The organism is Streptomyces sp. NPDC026659 (assembly GCF_040638245.1).
Taxonomy (GTDB): domain Bacteria; phylum Actinomycetota; class Actinomycetes; order Streptomycetales; family Streptomycetaceae; genus Streptomyces.
This window is the reverse complement of sequence record NZ_JBEZXY010000013.1, coordinates 62,807-84,077: the sequence shown is the minus strand read 5'-3', so window position 1 is coordinate 84,077 and position 21,271 is coordinate 62,807. Positions and strand designations below refer to the sequence as shown.

Annotated in this window: 14 protein-coding genes; 3 read left to right on the top strand and 11 right to left on the bottom strand. The window is 70.9% G+C overall.

What is annotated here, in order from left to right; translation table 11 throughout:
- Positions 1-78: 78 nt before the first annotated feature.
- The 10 genes from AB0E91_RS28160 to AB0E91_RS28115 all read right to left on the bottom strand — a co-directional run bounded on the left by AB0E91_RS28160 (position 79) and on the right by AB0E91_RS28115 (position 13,857).
- Positions 79-1,221 carry an inositol-3-phosphate synthase gene (locus tag AB0E91_RS28160; RefSeq protein WP_361787609.1) on the bottom strand — a complete coding sequence of 381 codons (1,143 nt, stop codon included), beginning with the start codon at positions 1,219-1,221 and terminating at the stop codon, positions 79-81.
- Positions 1,222-1,314: 93 nt separating this feature from the next.
- Positions 1,315-2,679, bottom strand: coding sequence for a ThuA domain-containing protein (locus AB0E91_RS28155; RefSeq protein ID WP_361787607.1), 1,365 nt, complete (start codon positions 2,677-2,679; stop codon positions 1,315-1,317).
- Positions 2,680-2,694: 15 nt separating this feature from the next.
- Positions 2,695-5,184: a PQQ-dependent sugar dehydrogenase gene (locus tag AB0E91_RS28150; RefSeq protein ID WP_361787605.1), complete on the bottom strand. Its 2,490-nt coding sequence runs from the start codon at positions 5,182-5,184 to the stop codon at positions 2,695-2,697.
- Positions 5,185-5,290: 106 nt separating this feature from the next.
- Entirely contained in the window at positions 5,291-6,289 is a 999-nt protein-coding gene (locus AB0E91_RS28145) for a sugar phosphate isomerase/epimerase family protein (protein ID WP_361787603.1), read from the bottom strand.
- 13 nt (positions 6,290-6,302) lie between these two features.
- Positions 6,303-7,619, bottom strand: a complete 1,317-nt coding sequence (locus tag AB0E91_RS28140; RefSeq protein WP_361787601.1) for a Gfo/Idh/MocA family oxidoreductase — start codon at positions 7,617-7,619, stop codon at positions 6,303-6,305.
- 62 nt (positions 7,620-7,681) lie between these two features.
- A complete protein-coding gene (locus tag AB0E91_RS28135; protein WP_361787599.1) occupies positions 7,682-8,722 on the bottom strand; it encodes a substrate-binding domain-containing protein in 1,041 nt (346 codons plus the stop codon).
- A gap of 71 nt (positions 8,723-8,793) precedes the next feature.
- A complete protein-coding gene (locus AB0E91_RS28130) occupies positions 8,794-9,813 on the bottom strand; it encodes an ABC transporter permease (RefSeq protein ID WP_361787597.1) in 1,020 nt (339 codons plus the stop codon).
- Positions 9,810-11,327 (bottom strand): sugar ABC transporter ATP-binding protein, encoded by a 1,518-nt coding sequence (locus AB0E91_RS28125; RefSeq protein WP_361787595.1) that lies wholly within the window; start codon positions 11,325-11,327, stop codon positions 9,810-9,812. The genes AB0E91_RS28130 and AB0E91_RS28125 overlap by 4 nt, the downstream gene beginning before the upstream one ends.
- A 229-nt stretch (positions 11,328-11,556) precedes the next feature.
- Entirely contained in the window at positions 11,557-12,738 is a 1,182-nt protein-coding gene (locus AB0E91_RS28120; protein ID WP_361787593.1) for an ROK family transcriptional regulator, read from the bottom strand.
- 147 nt (positions 12,739-12,885) lie between these two features.
- A complete protein-coding gene (locus tag AB0E91_RS28115; protein ID WP_361787815.1) occupies positions 12,886-13,857 on the bottom strand; it encodes a multicopper oxidase domain-containing protein in 972 nt (323 codons plus the stop codon).
- 204 nt (positions 13,858-14,061) lie between these two features.
- On the opposite strand from AB0E91_RS28115, the gene AB0E91_RS28110 reads away from it, so the two are divergent.
- The 3 genes from AB0E91_RS28110 to AB0E91_RS28100 all read left to right on the top strand — a co-directional run bounded on the left by AB0E91_RS28110 (position 14,062) and on the right by AB0E91_RS28100 (position 20,665).
- On the top strand, positions 14,062-16,539 hold the full coding sequence (locus tag AB0E91_RS28110; RefSeq protein ID WP_361787591.1) for a ThuA domain-containing protein: 2,478 nt from the start codon (positions 14,062-14,064) through the stop codon (positions 16,537-16,539).
- 50 nt (positions 16,540-16,589) lie between these two features.
- Positions 16,590-18,740 (top strand): family 16 glycoside hydrolase, encoded by a 2,151-nt coding sequence (locus AB0E91_RS28105; RefSeq protein ID WP_361787813.1) that lies wholly within the window; start codon positions 16,590-16,592, stop codon positions 18,738-18,740.
- Between the two features lie 413 nt (positions 18,741-19,153).
- Positions 19,154-20,665, top strand: a complete 1,512-nt coding sequence (locus AB0E91_RS28100; RefSeq protein ID WP_361787589.1) for a trypsin-like serine protease — start codon at positions 19,154-19,156, stop codon at positions 20,663-20,665.
- Positions 20,666-20,758: 93 nt separating this feature from the next.
- Here AB0E91_RS28100 and AB0E91_RS28095 read toward each other — a convergent pair whose 3' ends face one another.
- Positions 20,759-21,238: a DUF3515 family protein gene (locus tag AB0E91_RS28095; protein WP_361787587.1), complete on the bottom strand. Its 480-nt coding sequence runs from the start codon at positions 21,236-21,238 to the stop codon at positions 20,759-20,761.
- Between the last annotated feature and the right edge of the window lie 33 nt (positions 21,239-21,271).

Genomic DNA, 21,271 nt, shown 5'->3' with positions numbered 1-21,271 from the left:
CGCCAAGCGCCCCCGATCCGCCCGCAAGCCGCGCAGGCGACCCGGGCCTCACCGGTCCGCCCACACCCCCGTCGCCGATCACCGCCCCTCCCCCGCGTGCCCGGCGTCGGCGCGCAGCCGGTCGGCGAAGCGTGCGAGCGCCGCGTACTGCTCGCCCAGAGCCGAAGGCCCTTCCCCCACCGGGTCCTTGAAATAGAAGCCCAGTTCCCCGAGCGGGCCCGACAGCCCCGCCTCCCGGGCCCGCAGCGCCAGCCGGGCCAGGTCGAGCACCAGCGGAGCGGCCAGCGCCGAGTCGCAGCCCTGCCAGATGGTCTGGAGGACCATGCGGGTGCCGAGGAAGCCGTCGAAGGCGATGTGGTCCCAGGCGGTCTTCCAGTCGCCGAGGGCGGGCACGTCGTCGATGTGCACCTGGCCCTGCACCGGTGTGCCGAGGGTGTCGGTGAGGACGCGTTCCTTGCCCGCGTTCTTGGCGGCAGCAGCGGCGGGGTCGGCCAGGGCGGCGCCGTCGCCGCCGCCGAGCAGGTTGGTGCCGGACCAGGCCCGTACCGCGAGGGCGCGCTGCGCGAACATCGGCCCGAGTACTGAGCGCAGGAGGGTCTGGCCGGTCTTGCCGTCCCGGCCCGCGTACGGCAGGCCGCTCTCCGCCGCAACCGACGCCAGTGCCGGGTGGTGGAGGCCGGTGGAGGGGGTGAAGTTGACGTAGGGGCAGCCCGCGCGCAGGGCGGCGGCCGCGTAGAGCGAGCTCGGCGGGAGGGTGTCGCCGTCGGCGGCGGGCTCGGTGGAGGCCACGTTGACGACGACGGTCCCGGCGGGCGCGCGGCGGGCGGTGAAGTCGCGGATGTCGGCGGCGAAGGCGTCGATCAGCCGCTGCTCGTCGCGGTCGTCGTCCGGGAGCGGGCCGCCCGGGACGATCTCGCGGTCGGCGGCGGCGAGTTCGGCGGCGACGGCCGCGGGGAGGCCGGGTGGCAGCACGCCGCCGGCCGCGAGTTCCTCGGCCCGTTTGGGCAGCGGGCAATTGAGGGTGTCGTGGCCGCCGAAAACGAGGGAGGGCAGTTCGGGCAGGTCGCAGCCGGTGAACAGGGCGGTCTCGGTGACCATGCCGGTGGGCGGGTGCAGCCCTGCGGTGATCGCGGCGCAGCCCGCGACGACGGTGGTCGCGACGGAGCCTCGGGCGCCGATGAACCACACTCCGGCGGGGCCTCGGGAACGGGACGCGGACATGGTCGGCCTCCTTGTCGGGCGCGGACGCGCTCGGGCAGCGATGAGGTGGGGGGGACGGCGGGCGGGAGTACGGCGCCTCCCGCCCGCCGCCGGTCAGCGGCCCTGAGCGGGCAGTTCCTTGATCCGGACGTCACGGAACGACACCTGGTCACCGGCCCCGTGGTTCTGGAGGCCGATGTGTCCGTCCCGCAGGCTGCGGGCCGGGTCGGTGTTGGTGAAGTCGTTGATCCGCACGCCGTTGAGCCAGACGCGGAGGCGTTCGCCCTCCACCCGGATCTCGTACGTGTTCCACTCCCCCGGCGGGTTCAGCGCGCGGTCCCGTGCCGCCAGGTCGGCGGACTGGAAGCCGTACACGGCCCCGGTGGTCTTCTCCGGGACGTCGGTGGCGTCGATCTGGACCTCGTAGCCGTTGTCGACGGCGGACCAGGGGTCGTCCGAGGGCGGGAAGCCCACGAACACGCCGGAGTTGCCGTCACCGGTGACCTTCCAGTCGAGTTTCAGGGAGTACGACGAGAGGCCCGAGGCGGCGTACCAGAGCAGGCCCATGCCGCCGGTCGAGGTCAGCGTGCCGTCGTCGGCCAGGGTGAAGGAGCCGGGCCCGGCCTGCTGCCAGTTCTCCAAGGAGGCCGCAGTGCCGTCGAAGAGGGGGCGGTAGCCGTTCTCCGGGCGGCAGTCGGCCTGTGCGGCGCCGGTCGCCCAGCGCAGGCCGCCCAGCAGGTGGGCGCGGAAGGCGGGGTCGGCGTAGGACTCCTTGGTGTGGCCGCCGCCGGTGTAGAAGGCGCGGCCGCCCTGGTACTCCTGGCACCAGGCGATGGGGTGGTCGCCGTTCATGGTGCCGCCGGAGTACGTGGACTCGTCCAGCGAGGCCAGGACATGGGCCCGGTCGCGCGGGTCGGAGCGGTAGTTGTACCACTCGTCGGTGCGCTCCCACCGGGCGGGCAGGTGGGCGGTCGAGGGGTGGGCGTGGTCCTCGACCACGACCGTGGCGGGCTGGATCGCCGGGTGCGACTGGAAGTACGCCCCGGCGAGACCGCCGTAGAACGGCCAGTCGTACTCGGTGTCGGCGGCCGCGTGGACGCCCAGGTAGCCGCCGCCCTGGCGGATGTAGCCCTCGAAGGCCCGCTGCTGGGCGGGGTTCAGGACGTCGCCGGTGGTGGAGAGGAACACGACGGCGTCGTAGCGGCGCAGGTTGCGGGCGGTGAAGGCGCCCGCGTCCTCGGTGGCGTCGACCGTGAGGCCGTCCGTCGCGCCGAGCTGCCGCACGGCCTCGATGCCGTCGGGGATGGAGTCGTGGCGGAATCCGGCGGTCTTGGAGAAGACCAGGACCCGTCCGCTGTCCGTGGGGCGCGCGGTGGCCGGGCCGGTGACGCTGCCGAGCAGCAGCGCGGCTCCCACGGCCGCCGTGGTGAGCAGACGTGTGGTGAGCAGACGTGTGGTGCGCGTACGTGTGGTGCGCATGGGGGTGACCTCCGCTCAGCCGGTGGTGAAGGTGAAGTCGTCCACGTCGAAGAGGGCGCCGGTGCCGCCCTTGAAGACCAGGTAGAGCGTGGTCGTGCTCCTCGGCGCGCGGGACAGGTCGGCGCTCACGTCCTGGAAGGTCTCCCAGCTGCCCGTCACCGGCACGGTGGCCTTGCCGAGCAGGGTGCCCGTGGCCGATCCGGCGCGGACCTCGAGCGTGCCGCCCGTACCGCCGGAGGAGATCCGTGCGGTGATCTTCTTGGCGTTGCCCAGCGCGTAGGGCGTGAAGGAGATCCAGTCGCCGTTGTGGATGTCGCCGACCGTCTTGCCACCGTGCGCGGTGTCCTTGGACTGGAGGGTGATGCCCGAGGAGTCGGTGAAGTGCTCGGCCTGGCGGTGGCGGGGCTGGGCGACGTTCTGGTCGTGGGTGGTGAGCGGGGCCTGGCCGCCGCCTCCGTTGTCGGTGTACTCCGCGTCGAACACGCCGAAGATGTTCTCGTCCTCGTCGTGGCCGCCGTCCGCGCTGGTCTGGATGGTGCCCGAGCAGCCCTGGGCGGAGGTCAGCGGGTGGCCGTGGGTGTCGTGGCCGAGGACGAAGTGGACGGTGACCTTGGCGCAGTCGATGTTCCTGCCGTCCTCGGGGTCGGTGACCCTCACGGTGAACGGCACGGCGTCACCGAAGCTGAACAGCTGTCCGTCCTGCGGGAGTTGCAGCGTCACGGTGGGCGCGGTGTTGCCGACGACGATGCGTACGGCGGCGCTGCCGGTGCGGCCGGAGGAGTCCTCGGCGGTCAGGGTCGCGGTGTAGGTGCCGTTCTTGCGGTACGTGTGCGTGGGGTTCGCGGCGCTGGAACTGCTGCCGTCGCCGAAGTCCCAGTGGTGGGTGAGGGTGTCGCCGTCCTGGTCGGTGGTGCCGGCCGAGGAGAAGCGGACCTTCAGCGCGGCCTGTCCGGAGGTCCTGTCGGCGGCGGCCTTGGCGACGGGAGAGTGGCCGTCGGTGGCGTTCTCGATGCGGTACAGGGCCGAGTTCTCGTCGCCGCCGAACCAGGCGGTGCCGTAGTCCAGGACGTACAGGGCGCCGTCGGGGCCGAAGGCCATGTCCATCACCTGGGTGCCGGTCCAGGGGAAGGCGTTGATCGACCGCACGGTTCCGTCGGCGCCGGTGTCGATGCGCTTGATCCAGCGGCGGCCGAACTCACCGGCGAAGAAGTTCCCGTCGTACGCCTCGGGGAACTTCACCGGGGAGTCGAGCGCGGGGTCGTAGTGGTAGACGGGGCCGCCCATCGGGGACTCGGAGCCGTCGCCGAACTCCGGTACGGACGCGCCGTCGTAGGGAATCCAGGCGGGCTGTGCCGGAGGCAGGTCGGTCAGGCCCGTGTTGTGGGGGGAGGTGTTCTTCGGGGCGGCGCAGTCGAAGGCCGCGCCGGAGGTCTTCGTGCCGAAGTCGTAGTCCACGTAGGCGTCGTTCTTGCCGGTGCAGTACGGCCAGCCGAAGTTGCCGGGGCCGGTCACGCGGGCGAACTCGACCTGGCCGCCGGGGCCTCGGGCGGGGTCGGCGGCACCGGCGTCGGGGCCGTAGTCACCGACGTAGAGGATGCCGGTCGGCTTGTCGACGCTGAAGCGGAACGGGTTGCGGAAGCCCATGGCGTAGATCTCGGGGCGTGTCTTCGCGGTGCCGGGGGCGAAGAGGTTGCCGTCCGGGATCGCGTAGGAGCCGTCCTCGTTGACCTTGATCCGCAGGATCTTGCCGCGCAGGTCGTTGGTGTTGCCGGAGGTGCGCTGGGCGTCGAAGGCGGGGTTGCGGTCGGCGCGTTCGTCGATGGGGGTGAAGCCGTCGGACTGGAAGGGGTTGGAGTCGTCGCCGGTCGACAGGTAGAGGTTGCCGTCCTTGTCGAAGTCGATGTCCCCGCCGACGTGGCAGCAGATGCCGCGCGAGGTCGGCACGTCCAGGATCTTCTTCTCGCTGGCGGTGTCGAGGGTGCCGTCGGTCTTCAGGACGAAGCGGGAGAGGCGGTTGACGCCGTCGAAGGGGGCGAAGTCGGCGGCGGTTCCGGTCTCGGGGGCGTCGCCGGGCGGGGTGTTCAGCGGGGGCGCGTAGTAGAGGTAGACGAACCGGTTGTCGGTGAAGTGCGGGTCCACACCGACGCCCTGGAGTCCTTCCTCGTCGTGGGAGTAGACGGCGAGTCTGCCCGCGGTCCGGGTGGTGCCGGTGGCGTCGGTGAGGCGGAGTTCGCCGTCGCGGGAGGTGTGCAGGACCGAGCGGTCGGGCAGGACGGCGAGGCTCATGGGCTCGCCGACCTCCGCCGCGCCCTGGGCGAGCGCGACCTGCTGGAAGTCCTCGGCGGCCACCGTGCCACCCCGGTCGGCGGGGGCGGCGACGGCGGCGCCGGGTGCGGTGAGGGCGGGGGCGGCGCCGATGAGCAGCGCCGCGACGGACAGGGCCAGGGCGGTACGCAGCCGTGGCGGCCGGGTGGGGGTACCTGTGGGGCGGTCGTTCCCGTGCACGTGTGCCTCCAGATGGGGCGGGTCGTACGGGCGGGTGCGGGTGCGCCGGGATGCGCCGTCATCCCGGTCGGAACGGGGAGTTGCTGGGGCGGGGAGCCCGTGGGGGTCAGTTGCCGAAGGCCGCGTCGAAGGAGGCCGACGGCGGGTCGAAGTCGTACGCCTTGAGGCGGGTCAGGGCCTCGGGGGCGCCCTGGAGCCGGTCCATGCCGGCGTCCTCCCACTCCACGGAGATCGGACCCCGGTAGTCGATGGACCGCAGCATCCGGAAGACGTCCTCCCAGGGCACGTCGCCGTGTCCGGCGGAGACGAAGTCCCAGCCTCGGCGCGGGTCGCCCCAGGGCAGATGGGAGCCGAGGCGCCCGTTGCGGCCGTCGAGGCGCTTGCGGGCCTCCTTGCAGTCGACGTGGTAGATCCGGTCGCGGAAGTCCCAGAGGAAGCCGACCGGGTCGAGGTCCTGCCACACGAAGTGGGAGGGGTCGAAGTTGAGGCCGAAGGCGGCACGGTGGTCGACTGCGGCCAGTGCGCGCTGCGTTGTCCAGTAGTCGTAGGCGATCTCGCTGGGGTGGACCTCGTGGGCGAAGCGCACGCCCTCCGTGTCGAACACGTCGAGGATCGGGTTCCAGCGCTCGGCGAAGTCGTCGTAGCCGCGCTCGATCATCGCCTCGGACGCGGGCGGGAACATGGCGACGAGGTGCCAGATGGCCGAGCCGGTGAAGCCGATCACGGTGTCGACGCCGAAGGCCGCGGCGGCGCGGGCGGTGTCCGCGATCTCGGCGGCGGCCCGCCTCCGTACGCCCTCGGCGTCGCCGTCGCCCCAGATCCGGGCGGGCAGGATGGCCTGGTGGCGTTCGTCGATGATGGCGTCGCAGACGGCCTGTCCGACAAGGTGGTTGGAGATCGCCCAGCACTTCAGGCCGTACTTGTCGAGGAGTTGATGGCGCGACTCCACGTACGACGGGTCGGCGAGCGCCTTGTCGACCTCGAAGTGGTCCCCCCAGCAGGCGAGTTCGAGGCCGTCGTAGCCGAAGTCGCGGGCGAGTCGGCAGACCTCCTCCAGCGGGAGGTCGGCCCACTGGCCGGTGAACAGGGTGAAGGTGCGGGGCATGGCGGGGCCCTCCTCAGACCGCGATCGGGGTGTAGACGGAGTTCTTCGCCGCGCTCTCCTCGACGGCGGCGAGCACGCGCTGCACCTGGAGTCCTTCGGCGAAGGACGGCTCGGGCCTGCGGCCCTCGGCGATGGCGTGCACGAGGTCGCGGACCTGGTGGACGAAGGTGTGCTCGTAGCCGAGTCCGTGCCCCGGCGGCCACCAGGCGTCCAGGTAGGGGTGGTCGGGCTCGGTGACGAGGATGCGGCGGAAGCCCGCGTGCGTGCCGCCCTCGGTCGCGTCGTGGTACTGCAGCTCGTTGAGCCGTTCCAGGTCGAAGGCCAACGAGCCGCGCTCGCCGTTGAGTTCGAGGCGCAGGGCGTTTTTGCGGCCGGTGGCGTAGCGGGTGGCCTCGAAGGAGGCGAGGGCGCCGGAGGGGAAGCGGGCGGTGAACACGGCGGCGTCGTCCACGGTGACCTGACCGGTCCCGGCTGCGTTGACGGCGGCCAGGCCGCTGGTGGGCGCGCTCGGCAACGGCCGCTGTCGTACGAAGGTCTCGGTGAGGGCCGAGACCCCGGAGAGCGTCTCACCCGCGAGGTACTGGGCGACGTCGACGATGTGCGCGCCCAGATCGCCGAGCGCGCCCGATCCGGCCGCCTCCTTGCGCAGCCGCCAGGTCAGCGGGAACTCCGGGTCCACCAGCCAGTCCTGGAGGTACGCCACCCGGACGTGCCGCAGGGGGCCGAGCCGTCCCTCGGTGATCATCCGCCGGGCGAGGGCGACGGCGGGAACGCGGCGGTAGTTGAAGCCGACCATCGCCAACTGGCCGCGTTCGTACGCCTCTTCGGCCGCACGGGCCATCGCCTCCGCCTCCTCGACCGTGTTGGCGAGGGGCTTCTCGCACAGCACGTGCTTGCCCGCGGCGAGGGCGGCGACCGCGATCTCGGCGTGACTGTCGCCGGGGGTGCAGATGTCGACGAGGTCGACGTCGTCGCGGGCGATCAGGGCGCGCCAGTCGGTCTCGGTCGCCGCCCAGCCGTGCCGGTCGGCGGCGGCGCGGGCGGCCGCGCCGTCGCGGCCGCAGAGCACGGACAGGACCGGGCGGCGGGGCAGGTCGAAGACGCGGCCCGCGGTGCGCCAGCCCTGGGAGTGGGCGGCGCCCATGAAGGCGTAGCCGACCATGCCGACGCGCAGCGGCGGTTTGCCGGCGGCGGGGCGGTCCTCGTCCGTCTCCGGGCGGCCCTCGTCCCCGGACGGACGGTCCTCGTCCGTCTCCGCGCGGCCCTCGTCCCCCTCCGGCCGGTCCGGGCCGGTGGCCTGCGCCCCTGCTGACTGCTGCGGCTGTGCCATGCGGTGGGTCCTCTCCTCGTCCTCGTACGGGGTGGTGCCGTGCGGGTGCGGCAAGGGCCCCGTCACCGGAAGCCGGTGGGCATGTACTGGTCGACGTTGTCCTTGTCGACGACGGCCGAGTAGAGGGTGAGGGAGGCGGGGATCTCGAACTCGGCGAGGCCGCCGATGCCCTTGTTCTGGCCGAGGGCGCGGGCGAGGTCGATCGCGGAGGCGGCCATCGTCGGCGGGTAGAGGACGGTCGCCTTGAGCACGCTGTCGCCCCGCTTGATCGCCTGGAACGCGGCGAGCGCACCGGCGCCGCCGACCATCAGGAAGTCGTCGCGTCCGGCCTGCTCGATGGCGCGCAGCGCGCCCACGCCCTGGTCGTCGTCGTGGTTCCAGAGGGCGTCGAACTTGGGCTGCGCCTGGAGGAGTTGGGCCATCTTGGCCTGTCCGGACTCGACGGTGAACTCGGCTGCCTGGCGCGCGACCTTCTTGATGTTCGGGTAGTTCTTGAGCGCGTCGTCGAAGCCCTTGGTCCGCTGCTGGGTCAGCTCCAGGTTGTCGAGCCCGGCCAGCTCGACCACGCGGGCGTTCGTCTTCCCCTTGAGCTTCTCGCCGATGTAGTGACCGGCGTTGAGGCCCATGCCGTAGTTGTCGCCGCCGATCCAGCAGCGGTACGCCTGGGGGCTGTTGAAGACCCGGTCGAGGTTGACGACCGGGATGCCCGCGCGCATCGCCTTCAGCCCGACCTGGGTAAGGGCCTTGCCGTCGGCGGGCAGCACCACCAGCACGTCGACCTTCTTGTTGATGAGGGTCTCGATCTGGCCGATCTGCGCGGCGGTGTCGTTGGAGCCCTCGGTGATCTCCAGCGTGACGTCGGAGTACTTCCCGGCGCGGCTCTTGGCGTTGTCGTTGATGGCGTTGAGCCAGCCGTGGTCGGCCTGCGGACCGGCGAAGCCGATGGTGACGCGCTTGCCGGGCTTGTCGTCGGCGACCGGCTGGTCGTTCGCGCCGGTCTTCTCGTCCTTGGACTCGTTGCTCGTACACCCGGCGAGCACGACGCCCGCGGAGACGGCGGCGCTCCCGAACAGCAGTCCTCTGCGACTGGGGAGGTGCGACATGGCGGTGAACCTTTCTCGGGGCTCGGATGTGCTCGGGCCGGGCTTCGGGGGTGCTCGGGCCGCGGACGTGCTCAGGTCGAGGTAGCGGTCCGGCGCTGGACCAGCACGGCGGCGACGATGATCGCGCCCTTGGCGATCTGCTGGACGTCGGTCTGGAGGTTGTTCAGGGCGAAGATGTCGGTGATCGTGGTGAAGATCAGGACGCCGAGCACGGAGCCGGTGATGGTGCCGCGTCCCCCGGTGAGCAGCGTGCCGCCGATGATCGCGGCGGCGATGGCGTCCAGCTCGTAGAGGTTGCCGTTGGTGTTCTGGCCGGAGCCGGACAGGATGATCAGCAGGAAGGCGGCGATCCCGCAGCACAGCCCGGACAGCAGATAGAGGTAGAGGCGCTGGCGGCGTACGTCGATGCCGGCGAGCCGGGCGGCCTCGGCGTTGCCGCCGACGGCGACGGTGCGGCGGCCGAAGGTGGTGCGGTTGAGCACCAGCCAGCCGATGACGGTGACGACGGCGAAGACCAGGACCAGCGGAGGGATGCCGAGGACGTAGGCGTCGCGCTCGCCGAGGCTCAGGACCGGGTCGACGGTGACGATCTGCGTGCGCCCGTCGGTGATCTGGAGGGCCAGTCCGCGCGCCGAGGCCAGCATGGCGAGCGTGGCGATGAACGGGACCAGGCCGCCGTAGGCGACGAGCAGTCCGTTGACCAGGCCGCAGCCCACGCCGACGATCACCGCCGTGAAGAGGATACCCGCGAACCCGAAGTCCTGGGTCGCCACCGTCGTCGCCCACACCGAGGCGAGGGCGACGATCGCGCCGACGGACAGGTCGATGCCGCCGGAGGTGATGACGAAGGTCATGCCGACGGTGACGACACCGATCACCGATGCCTGGGTGAGGACGAGTTGGAGGTTGCGCGTGTCGAGGAACTCGTCCGGCTTGGTGACCCCGCCGATCACGATCAGGACGGCGAGGACCCCGAGCAGGGAGAGGGTGCGGACGTCGGCGCGGGCCGCGAGCGCGCGCCAGGCGGGGGGCGGGGCGGCCGCGGGCACCTTGCCGGTGCCGGTCCGGGGCGGGGAGGCGGGCTGCGTCATGACGCCGGGCTTCCTTCCATGACGAGGTCGAGGACACGGTGCTCGTCGAGTTCGCGGGCGGGCGCCGTGTGGACGACGCGGCCCTCGCGCAGCACCAGGACGCGGTCGGCGAGGCCGAGCACCTCGGGGACCTCGCTGGAGACCAGCAGGACGGCGAGGCCCTCGTCGGCGAGGCGGCACACCACGGCGTACAGCTCGGCGCGGGCGCCGACGTCGACGCCCCGGGTGGGCTCGTCGAGCAGCAGCACGCGGCAGCCGCGCAGCAGCCAGCGGGCGAGGACGGCCTTCTGCTGGTTGCCGCCGGAGAGGGTGCGCACGGGGACGGCGGGGTTGTCGGGGCGCAGGGAGAGTTCGCGGGTAGCGGCGCGCGCGGCACTCCGCTCGGCGTTCCGGTCGATCCAGCCTCCGCGCGCGAACCGGGAGAGGGTGGACACCGAGACGTTGCGGGTGACGGACTCCAGCATAAGCAGGGCCTGGGCCTTGCGTTCCTCGGGGGCGAGGCCGATGCCCGCCCGCACGGCCGCGCGCACGCTGCCGGGGCGGACCGGGCGGCCGCCGACCAGGACCTGGCCGGTGTCGGGCCTGCGGGCGCCGTAGACCGTCTCCAGGATCTCGGACCGGCCGGAACCGACGAGCCCGGCTATTCCGACGATCTCGCCCGGCCGCACCTCCAGGTCGAACGGGGCGAACTCACCGCTGCGGGCGAGCCCGCGGACCTGCAACACCGGCTCTCCGGAAGGGGGTTCGGCAGGCCGGTCGGGGAAGACGTACTCGACGTCCCGACCCGTCATGAGGGTGACGACCTCGCGGGTCGGGGTCGTCTTCGCGGGCAGCCCGCGGGCCACGGCCCGGCCGTCCTTCAGCACGGTCACGCGGTCGCCGATGCGGCGGATCTCGTCCAGGCGGTGCGAGATGTAAACGACGGCGACGCCCTCGGCGGTGAGTCCGGCGACCACGCGGAAGAGGTTGTCCACCTCGTCGGGGTCGAGCGCGGCGGACGGTTCGTCCATCACGATGAGCCGTACGTCGTGGGACAACGCCCGTGCCATGGAGACGATCTGCTGCTGGGCGGCGGACAACTCCCCCACCAGGCGCGCGGGTTCGATCTCGGGGTGCCCCAAGCGGCGCAGGAGAGCGGCTGTGTTCGCGCGTGCGGTGCGACCCCGTACGACGAATCCGGCGGTGGTGGGCTCGTGGCCGAGGTGGACGTTCTCGGCGACCGACAGGTGTTCCACCAGGTCGAGTTCCTGGTAGATGGTGGCGATGCCGAGGCGCATGGCGGCCATCGGCGAGCGGAGGACGACGGGGTCGCCGCGCCAGCGGATGACGCCGGTGTCGGGCTGGTGGGCTCCGGCCAGGACCTTGATGAGCGTGGACTTGCCCGCGCCGTTCTGGCCGAGCAGGCAGTGGACCTCGCCCTCCTGCACGTCGAGGTCGACGCCGTCGAGCGCCCGGACTCCGGGGAACGCCTTGGTGATGCCGGTCATGCTGAGCAGGGGTGGTTCCGATGCCATGTGGGTTCCCCTCGGCGGGCGTGCGGGCCTGTTTCAGGGCGGTGCGCCGACGGGTCGGGCGGACCGGGGCAGAGCGGGTGGTACGCGGTACGGACGTGCGCTGTGCGAAGTGCGGGGCGCTGTGCGGCAGACGATGCTTGCGCGGGGTGTGCGGGGCCGTGCTTGCGCGGCACTTTCCGTGGCGCTGTTCCTGCGGGCCGTCCGGCGGTCAGGTGCCGGACGGCGGCGGTCACGCTGGGGAGAACAGGTGGTCGCTGATGAGGCGGGCCGCGCCGATGACTCCGGCGTTCTGGCCCAACTCGCCCAGGACGATGGGCAGGTTGCCGGTCGCGAGCGGCAGCGACTGGCGGTAGACCTGGGTGCGGATCGCGGCGAGCAGGGTGTGGCCGAGGCCGGTCACCCCGCCGCCGATCACCACGAGACCGGGGTTGAAGAAGCTGACCAGGCCCGCGATGACCTGGCCGGTGCGGGTGCCGCCCTCCCGGATGAGGTCGAGCGAGACGGTGTCACCCGCGGCGGCCGCGGCGGCGATGTCGACGGCGCTCAGGGTGCCTTGCGCCTCCAGCCGTGCGGCCAGCTCGGCCGACAGGCCCTGCCCGGCCGCCTCCATCGCGTCGCGGGCGAGCGCCGCTCCGCTGAAGTGGGCTTCCAGGCAGCCGCGGTTGCCGCAGGCACAGGGGTGTCCGTCGGGCACGGCCTGGATGTGCCCGATGTCGCCCGCGCTGCCCGTGGCCCCCCGGTAGACCTCGCCGCCGACGACGATGCCGCAGCCGATGCCGGTGCCGATCTTGACACAGAGGAAGTCGCCGACCGAGCGGGCGACGCCTGCCTGCTGCTCGCCCATCGCCATCAGGTTGACGTCGTTGTCGACCATGACGGGGCAGCCGAGTTCCTGGCTGAGCGCCTCCCGCACGGGGAAGCCGTCCCAGCCGGGCATGATCGGCGGGGCGACGGGCACCCCTTCCGGGAAGCGGACCGGGCCCGGGACGCCGATCCCGGCGCCGTCGAACCCCTCCGCCAGTCCGGAGGATCTCAGCTTCGCCGCCATGGCGAGGACGTGCTCGAAGACCACGACCGGGCCCTCGCGTACGTCCAGGGGCTGGTTGAGGTGGCCCAGCACCTCCAGTTCGGCGTTGGTGACGGCGACGTCGACCGAGGTCGCGCCGATGTCGATGCCGAGGAAGCGCAGGCTCGGGGCGAGCCGCAGATTGTGGGAACGGCGCCCGCCGCGCGAGGCGGCGAGTCCGTCGGCCACGATCAGCCCCGTCTGCAGGAGACGGTCCACCTCCACGGCCAGCTTGGACCGCGACAGCTCAACCTGATCGCCCAGCTGCGCACGCGAGTTGGGACCATGGTCGCGCAACAGGCGCAGCAGCCTGGCCTGGTGGGCGTTGGCGGGTCGTGCCGTCATGCGTCTCACGATTCCCTCCCGCCCCGATTCGGCCGTCCGTCGCGTTCTTTCGGGGGGAACGTAGCAGCGGCTGCCGGGACTGGGAAGAAGTAGCGCAGGAATTCGTACCCACTTTCTCCACTCACAGGACAAAGCCGCGTGCGGACATCAGTGCTCGTGCCGCGCGGCGGTGTGGTGTCCCGTGTGGCCCGGCACGGTCCCGTCCGGCTTCGCCACCAGGAACAGGCCGGCCATCCCCATGTCGGAGTGGCTCTGCACATGGCAGTGGTACATCCAGGCGCCCGCGCCGACGTGTTCGCCCGCGATGACCTGGAAGCCGAAGGAGTCCGCCGGTCCGGTGATCTTGTTGTCGATCACGCGGCTGGGGTCGTCGGGGCCGGTCAGCAGGCCCGTGCGGTTGTCGGCCCAGCGGTGACCGTGCATGTGGAAGGTGTGGTAGTACTCGCCGTGCGTGATCATGACGATCTCGACGCGGTCGCCCACCGTGGCCTCGAAGTTCGGGGTCTCCCCCGCCGCCCTGTTGTTGATCGTCATGTCGTTGAAGACGATCGTGAACTGCTTGTCCGGCAGGATGTCGCCCTTCCTGCGCACGACCACCGGGCCGTACAGACCCTTGCGGATGCCGCCGGTCCCGTGGTCGGTGCCCACGACGTGGTCGTGGTAGTGCCAGTAACCGGCGCTGCCCGGCTGCCAGGTGCCGTCCTTGCGCCGTCCCGGTGCGTGGGTGCGCCAGGTGTAGGTGCGGGTGCCGCCGGGTTCGACGTGGCTGCCCGTCATCCGGGTACCGTCGTTGGCGATGTCGTAGTCCACGCCGTGGACGTGGAGACTGGCGTCGGCGTCGGTCGTGTTCTCGAACTCGATGTGCAGGGTGTCGCCCTCGACCAGCTCGATGAGCGGGCCCGGCACGGTGGCCTTGCCCTTCTCCAGGCCGTATCCGAGCTGCCCGCCCGGCAGTTTCTCGGCGTAGAGCTTGAGGTGGCGCACCTGGCCGCCGGCCGGCGCCGTGGGCGGTGACGGTTCCGCGGCGGAGGGGGCCGAGGCCATCGACAACGTTGCCGCACCGGTCGCGGCGACCACGCCACCGGCCAGCACACGTCGCCCGAACGTCCTTCTGTCCAGAGCCATTCCGGTCTCTCCAGTGTCGTGAGGAGACGGGCGGGGATCGGGGATGCCCGTGGGGACGGCGGCCACGGTAGAGCCGCGACCCCCGTTTATCCACACCCAGGACAAAGTTGGTGAGATTCCGTCCGTAGCTATTGGCGGGTCGTTGAAAGGCGTCTAGTTTCTGGCGCTGTTGCTGAGACCACGGAGGGTGGGTGACCCATGCAGAGCGCACCGCATCACCGGTCGAGATCCCGGCGCGGAGCGGCCGCGGCGCTGATGGCCGGGGCCCTGGCGGCATCGCTGCTGAGCGGTGGTACGGCCGCCATGGCCAGGCCGTTACCGGACCCGAAGGCGTCGGCGCTGCCGTCGCCGCCGGGTGGCAAGAACGTCAAAGTCCTCGTGTTCCACGCCTCGGCCACCGAGGAGTCGCCGACCGTGGACGCGGGCATCGAGGCCATCGAATCCATCGGCCTGACCGGCCCCGCCGAACAGCGCTTCAAGACCGTGGCCACGGACGACGCCTCGGTCTTCACCAACGACAAGCGGTTGGGCACCTTCAACGCCGTGGTCTTCCTGACCGGGGGCGGAGACGTCCTCGATCCCGAGCAGGAGGCCGGTCTCGAGGCTTACCTCAACGCGGGCGGCGGCTTCCTCGGCATCCACGACGCGGCCAGGACGGAGCCGTACTCCGACTGGTTCACCGGCCTGATCGGCGCCCGTCCCGCGAGCGCGAGCCCAACTGCCGTACAGCGCGCCGTCGTCGAGGTCCCCGACCGGAGTCATCCGGCCACGAAGGACCTGCCGCTGGAGTGGAAGCGGCCCGACACGTGGTTCAACTGGGCGAGCAACCCGACCGGCAAGGTGCACACCGTCGCCAAGGTGCGGGAGAGCAGCTACCAGCCGGGGTCCGGTGCCAACGGCGTGGACCACCCGGTCTCCTGGTGCCGGGACTACGCCGGCGGCCGGTCCTTCTACACCGGAATGGGCGGCACGGTCGAGTCGTTCGCGGAGACCGACTTCCGCGACCATCTGCGGGGCGCGCTGCTGTGGACCACCCGGCTCTCGCGCGCCGACTGCAAGGCGACCATCGACGCCAACTACTCGGCGGTGCGCGTCACTCAGCCGAACCAGCCCGGTCAGCAGGACCAGATCGGCGAGCCGCACGGCATGGTCGTCGCGCCCGACGGACGGGTGCTGTACATCGGCCGGGGCGGCGGTGTGAACGGCGCTCCGGTCGTCACCGACTGGAACAACCCCGACATCGGCAAGGGCATCGGCCAGATCCACGTCTACGACCCCGCGACGAAGAAGGTGACGCTCGCGGGCGCGCTGACCGTCTTCGGCAACAAGGGCGGCGGCGACGAACTGACCAAGGTCGAGGAGGGGTTGCTCGGCATCGAACTGGACCCCGGCTTCGAGTCCAACGGCTGGGTGTATCTGCACTACACCCCGCACTCCGGCCTCGACCGCGACAAGCAGATCGCCGAACGCCGCGTCTCCCGCTTCACGTTGGACCGCGCCACGAACAAGCTGGACCTGGCGTCGGAGAAGGTGCTGCTCAAGTGGCCCGTGCAGGTGCACAGTTGCTGCCACGCGGGCGGCGGGATGGCCTGGGACTCCAAGGGCAACCTCTACATCGCCACCGGTGACAACAACTCCTCCGGGTTCAGCGACGGTTACTCGGGCAACAACCCGCAGCCCAACTACAAGGGCCTGTCCTTCGCCGACGCCCGCCGCACGGCGGGCAACACGAACAACCTCAACGGCAAGATCCTGCGCATCCACCCGGAGCCGGACGGCACGTACACGCTGCCCGAGGGCAACCTCTTCACCGGCAAGGAGCAGGACGAGGGCGGCGGCAAGACCCGGGGCGAGATCTACGTGATGGGCGTCCGCAACCCGGCGCGGATCTCCGTCGACAAGAAGACCGACATCCTCTACGCGGGCTGGGTCGGCCCCGACGCGGGCGCGCCGAGCACCACATGGGGTCCGGCGAAGTACGACACGTTCGCCGCGATCACCAAGGCGGGCAACCACGGCTGGCCGTTCTGCATGGGCAACAAGCAGCCCTACCGCGACCGCAATCTGCCGGACCCGAGTAAGCCGCTGGGCTGGTACGACTGCAACGCCCCGAAGAACGAGTCCCCGAACAACGACGGCCTGGTGAACCTGCCGCCCATCACGGGCAACACCATCTGGTACTCCCCGCAGGGCGGCGCCCCCGACTTCCCGCGCAACTCCGCGGGCGTGCCCAGTTACAAGAACGAGGAGGCCACCTATCTCCTGCCGTGGCTCAAGGGCGGCGGCCAGGCCACGATGGACGGCCCGGTCTACCGCTACGACGCGGCGACGGCGGGTGCGGAGGCGTGGCCGCAGTACTGGGACGGCAAGTGGTTCGTCGGTGACTTCTACGACGCCGACAACCCGCGCCACGCGGTCCTCACCGACCCGAAGACCGTCGGCAAGGGCGGTCTGCCCGTCACGGCGGAGTCGCTGAAGAAGATCGTCCCGGTCGGTCAGGGCGGCATCCGCAACCTCATGGACTGGAAGTTCGCGCCGGACGGTTCGCTCTACGTCCTGGACTACGGCCGCGGCTTCTTCACCTCCGACTCCCAGTCCGCGCTGTGGCGCGTGACGTACACCGGCGGCGCGGCCACTCCCGCCGCGAAGGATCTGGCCAGGAAGGCGGCACAGTGAGACATCGACCTCTCCGCCTGTACACCGCGCTGGTGGGCGCGCTGTTACTGATGCTGGGGCTCACCTCGACGACCGCGTACGGACGTGACGGCGACCGCCCGGCAGCGGCGGCGGCGCAAATCCTGACGTGGACGACGAGTTCACGCACCGACCAGTACACGCGTTTCCCGACGACGGCGGTGGCCGGTCCGGCGACCCTCGTCTTCGAGAACAGCGCCGCGACCGGCAACGACATCGGTATGCCGCACACGCTGACCTTCGACGTGTCGGACCCCGAGTACAACCACGACGTCCCGGTCAACATCCTGGCCAACCCCGGTGACGACAGCGGCGGCAAGCACACCGTCGACGTGACGCTGACGCCCGGCCGCTACCGCTACTTCTGCAGCATCCCCGGCCACGGCCAGATGCAGGGCATCCTGACGGTGACCGAACCCGGCGGCGACGACACCACGGCGCCGACCGCCTCGGCGAAGGTCGAGGGGCAGAAGAACGCCGACGGCGCCTATGTCGGCTCGGCCACGGTGACGGTGTCCGCGTCCGACGACGCGTCCGGCGTGAAGTCGATCGAGTACGCGGTCGGCGAGGACGGCCCGTGGCAGGCGTACACCGCGCCGGTCGTCGTCGACCAGGTCGGCTCGCACACCCTGCGCTACCGAGCCACCGACCAGGCGGGCAACGTGGCGGCCGCGAAGTCCGTGGCCTTCAGCGTGGTCGCTCCGCCGACCGACGACACGACCGCGCCGGAGACCTCCGCGACGGTGAGCGGCGAGAGGGACGCCAACGGCGACTATCTGACGATGGCCACGGTCACCGTGACGGCTTCCGACACCGGATCGGGCGTCAACACCATCGAGTACGCGCTCGGTGCGGACGGTGCCTGGCAGCCGTACACCGCGCCGGTGATGGTGCACGAGGTGGGTACGCACACCGTGCGCTACCGGGCGACCGACAGGGCGGGCAACGCGGCGGCCGCGAAGTCCGTGGCCTTCACCGTCGTGGCGCCGCCCGCGCAGGACACGACGGCGCCGGAGACCTCCGTCGCGCTGAGCGGAACGAGGAACTCCAACGGCGCGTACGTCACGAGCGCGAAGGTGACGGTCACCGCCTCGGACTCCGCGTCCGGAGTGGCCCGTGTCGAGTACTCCCTGGACGGGGGCCCGTACCTGGAGTACTCGGCCGCCGTGATCGTGGACCGGCTCGGCTTCCACACGCTCGCCTACCGGGCGACGGACAAGGCGGGCAACACCTCGGCCGCCAAGAACGTCACCTTCACCATCGCGCAGGGCGGTGGCGTTCCGGCGCCGGCCTGTCCCGAGTACGACGAGCGGCTGACGGTCATCGTGGGCACCGTCGACTCGGGTGTGCCGAACCGGATGACCCGCAGCCGGTGCACGATCAACGAGCTGATCGAGGACGAGAAGGACTGGTCGTCGCAGGCCCTGTTCCTCAAGCACGTCGACAGCGTGCTCGACGGGCTCCTGGCCGACAGTGTCATCGACCAGCGCGAGTTCAACAGGATCACCAAGGCCGCCAAGCAGTCGAAGATCGGCAAGCCGGGTCAGACGACCGGGTACCGCGACCTGTTCGACGGCACGGAGGCGTCCCTGTCCAAGTGGGAGCAGGTCGGCGGCGGCCAGTTCTCCCTCTCCGCCGACGGCGCCATCACCAGCAGCACGACCGTGCCGGGCATGGGCATGCTGTGGTTCCCGGAGCGCAAGTACGGCGACTTCTCGCTGAAACTCCGCTTCCGCGACGACGCGCCGGGCACGGGCAACGCCAACGGCGGTGTCTTCATCCGCTTCCCCAACGTCCACAACCACCCCGAGGAGTCCCGCCCCGAGTGGGTCGCCATCAACTACGGCCACGAGATCCAGATCCTCGACAGCCCCACCGGCGACATGTACAAGACCGGCTCGGTCTACGGCTTCGACCGCGTGGGCCTCGGCGGCGCGGGCGTCACCCCGAAGGGCACCTGGAACGACTACGAGATCCGCGCGGAGGGCCAGCACTTCACGGTCCTGCGCAACGGCGTCGTCATCAACGAGTTCGACAACGTCGGCGGCCAGGTCTTCACCCCGCCGCGTGCGGGTGACCCGGGCACGGACGGGCGCCGCTACGCGACGGGCTACATCGGCCTGCAGGTGCACAGCACGTCGGACGTGATCTCCTACCGGGACATCCGGATCAAGGAGTTGTAGGCGACGGGACCGTGGGCCCCTCACCGCTTCGGCGGTGGGGGGCCTCTCGTTTCCGGGCCCGCTTCGGAGACGTGATCGTTTCCGGTTCGTTACCCATTTCCTGCAACCGATCCGCACACCAATCAAACCTCGCCGAATTCCTGCCACAAATGCGCCACAGGCGCTCCCCGATGGGCGCCTTTGACGCCCATCGGAACTTGGGCCCGATTTATCCGGGTAGACATCCACCTAGGTTGAAGCTGTAATCAGGGCCGGGGGGATTTTTGCCATGGGCGTTGTGATTACTCGTACGTCATTGCGTGGCATCGGGCCACCCGGCAATTCTCGCCGGGAAGGCATCTTCCAGCGCACCGACTCCTCCTCGCCTTCACCTTTCTGTTCATATTTCTGTTCACCTTTCTGGAGAACCGCGTATGTCTCAGTTCCGAAGAAGCACCCAGGTTTCGGCCCTCATCGGGGCCGTGGGTCTGAGCCTGTTCGGCTCCCCGGCCCAGGCCCTGGAAGGCCCGGCCGCCGACGCGAGTCAGAACTTCACCGCCCGCATCGTCGTCGGTGACTCCGAGCACTCCTGCTCCGGGGTTCTCGTCTCCCAGCGCTGGGTGCTCACCTCGGGTTCCTGTTTCGACCCCACCGGCCACCCCGCGGCCGGCGCGCCCTCCGCCGCCACCACCGTCACCGTCGGCCGCACCGACCTGAACCAGACCTCGACCGGCGCCGTACGCACCGCGATCGAACTCGTGCCCGCGCCCGACCGCGATCTCGTCCTGGTCAAGCTCAACGCCGGTGTCGCCGGTGTGAAGCCGGTCGCCCTCGCCACCACGCCGGTTTCGGCCGACGAGGCCGTCACGGCCGCCGGTTTCGGCCGGACGAAGACCACCTGGGTCCCTGACACCCTGCACACCGGCGCGTTCACCGCCACCGGGGACAGCTCCACGGACATCGCCCTGACCCCGGCGGGCGACGCGTTGATCTGCCAGGGCGACGCCGGTGGTCCGGTCCTGCGCACCAACGGCCAGACGCAGGAACTGGTCGGCGTGGCGAGCAGGTCCTGGCAGGGCGGCTGCCTGGGCACCCCCGCCACCGAAACGCGCACGGGCGCCGTCGCCACCCGCGTCGACGACGTACGCGCCTGGATCACCGGCATCGTCACGCCGGTGCCGGGTGACATGAACGGCGACAACAAGCCCGACCTCGTCGCCGTCGACAACACCGGGAAGCTCTTCCTCTACCCCGGCACCGGCACCGGCGCTCTGGGGGCAAGGGTGCAGATCGGCTCCGGTGGCTGGACCGGCGCCTCGGTGACGCACCGCGGCGACTGGAACGGTGACGGCATGGAGGACATCGTCGCCGTCGTCGGCGGCGAACTGCGCGTCTACCCCAACCGCGGCGACGGCACGCTCGCGACGGCGATCAAGATCGGCACTCTGTCCACCACCGCCCGCATCGTCGGCATCGGCGACACCACGCTCGACGGGAAGCCCGATCTCCTCGCCACCTACGACAACAAGCTGTACCGGTACCCGGGCACTTCCGGGACGACCCCGTCCGTGGGCGCGCCCGTTCTCATCGGCAGCAGCGGCTGGGATGTCATGACCCTGACCGCCCATGGCGACGCCGACAAGGACGGCCGCGTCGACCTCCTCGCCCGGGACACCCGCGACGGCATCCTGTACAACTACCTCGGCCAGCCCAACGGCACCTTCAGCGACCGCACCGAGTTCGGTACCGGCTACACCGTCACCAACCGGCCGCTGATCGCCGGTGCCGCCGACGCCGACCGCAACGGGGTCGCCGACATGTGGGCCACCGCGGGCGACGGCACCCTGAAGTTCTACAAGGGCGGCTCCGACATCCACGGCCCGATCGACGGCCCGAGCATCCAGGTCGGCAGCGGCGGCTGGGGCAGCATCAAGTCCATCAGCTAGCCACCCGAATCAGCCTGCGGCGCATTCCTCACGCCTCGCCGACCGCCCCCGTTCCCCTCACGCCGGGAACGGGGGCGGTTCCTGCGCCGGCCCTCAGCCCCGCCGCGCGCACGTCTTCTGTTCTGGCAGCCCCGCCACGATCCCGGACATCTCGCCGATGACGGCGTCCTTGTTCTTGATGCGTTCCGACAGCGTGATCTCGGCCGCGGGAGTACGTCCGTAGGTCAGCACTGTCTTCGTGCCGTCGTGGGTGTTCGCCGCGTTCACGACCCAGTCGACCCCGTTGACCGACGAACAGGGGGCTGGCTCCGGGACGTTCGAGATTCTTCCGCAGCGGAGGATCACATCTCCGTCTCCCCACACGGCCGTCCCCTTCACGTCGGATTCGGTGCGCTCGCGGCCGCCCAGTTCGTGGGGGGAGTTGTTCACCACAGTGGTGCACGCGGCGCTTTCACCTCCCGGAACCGCCGACACGCTGTAGGAGCGCGAGGTCATCCCGCACGCCGCGAGGGTGGCGGCACACACCGCGATCGCACCGGACCGTGCCGGACGCCGGCCAGAGGTCGTCTTCATGAGTAGTCCCTTGTCCAGGAAGCGTGGTTACCG

Excerpts from the sequence above, each read along its gene's own strand:
- AB0E91_RS28145 (WP_361787603.1), bottom strand. The coding sequence starts at position 6,289 with ATGCCCCGCACCTTCACCCTGTTCACCGGCCAGTGGGCCGACCTCCCG.
- AB0E91_RS28140 (WP_361787601.1), bottom strand. The coding sequence starts at position 7,619 with ATGGCACAGCCGCAGCAGTCAGCAGGGGCGCAGGCCACCGGCCCGGAC.
- AB0E91_RS28095 (WP_361787587.1), bottom strand. The coding sequence starts at position 21,238 with ATGAAGACGACCTCTGGCCGGCGTCCGGCACGGTCCGGTGCGATCGCG.
- AB0E91_RS28130 (WP_361787597.1), bottom strand. The coding sequence starts at position 9,813 with ATGACGCAGCCCGCCTCCCCGCCCCGGACCGGCACCGGCAAGGTGCCC.
- AB0E91_RS28135 (WP_361787599.1), bottom strand. The coding sequence starts at position 8,722 with ATGTCGCACCTCCCCAGTCGCAGAGGACTGCTGTTCGGGAGCGCCGCC.
- AB0E91_RS28110 (WP_361787591.1), top strand. The coding sequence starts at position 14,062 with ATGCAGAGCGCACCGCATCACCGGTCGAGATCCCGGCGCGGAGCGGCC.
- AB0E91_RS28160 (WP_361787609.1), bottom strand. The coding sequence starts at position 1,221 with ATGTCCGCGTCCCGTTCCCGAGGCCCCGCCGGAGTGTGGTTCATCGGC.
- AB0E91_RS28120 (WP_361787593.1), bottom strand. The coding sequence starts at position 12,738 with ATGACGGCACGACCCGCCAACGCCCACCAGGCCAGGCTGCTGCGCCTG.
- AB0E91_RS28105 (WP_361787813.1), top strand. The coding sequence starts at position 16,590 with ATGCTGGGGCTCACCTCGACGACCGCGTACGGACGTGACGGCGACCGC.
- AB0E91_RS28125 (WP_361787595.1), bottom strand. The coding sequence starts at position 11,327 with ATGGCATCGGAACCACCCCTGCTCAGCATGACCGGCATCACCAAGGCG.
- AB0E91_RS28155 (WP_361787607.1), bottom strand. The coding sequence starts at position 2,679 with ATGCGCACCACACGTACGCGCACCACACGTCTGCTCACCACACGTCTG.
- AB0E91_RS28100 (WP_361787589.1), top strand. The coding sequence starts at position 19,154 with ATGTCTCAGTTCCGAAGAAGCACCCAGGTTTCGGCCCTCATCGGGGCC.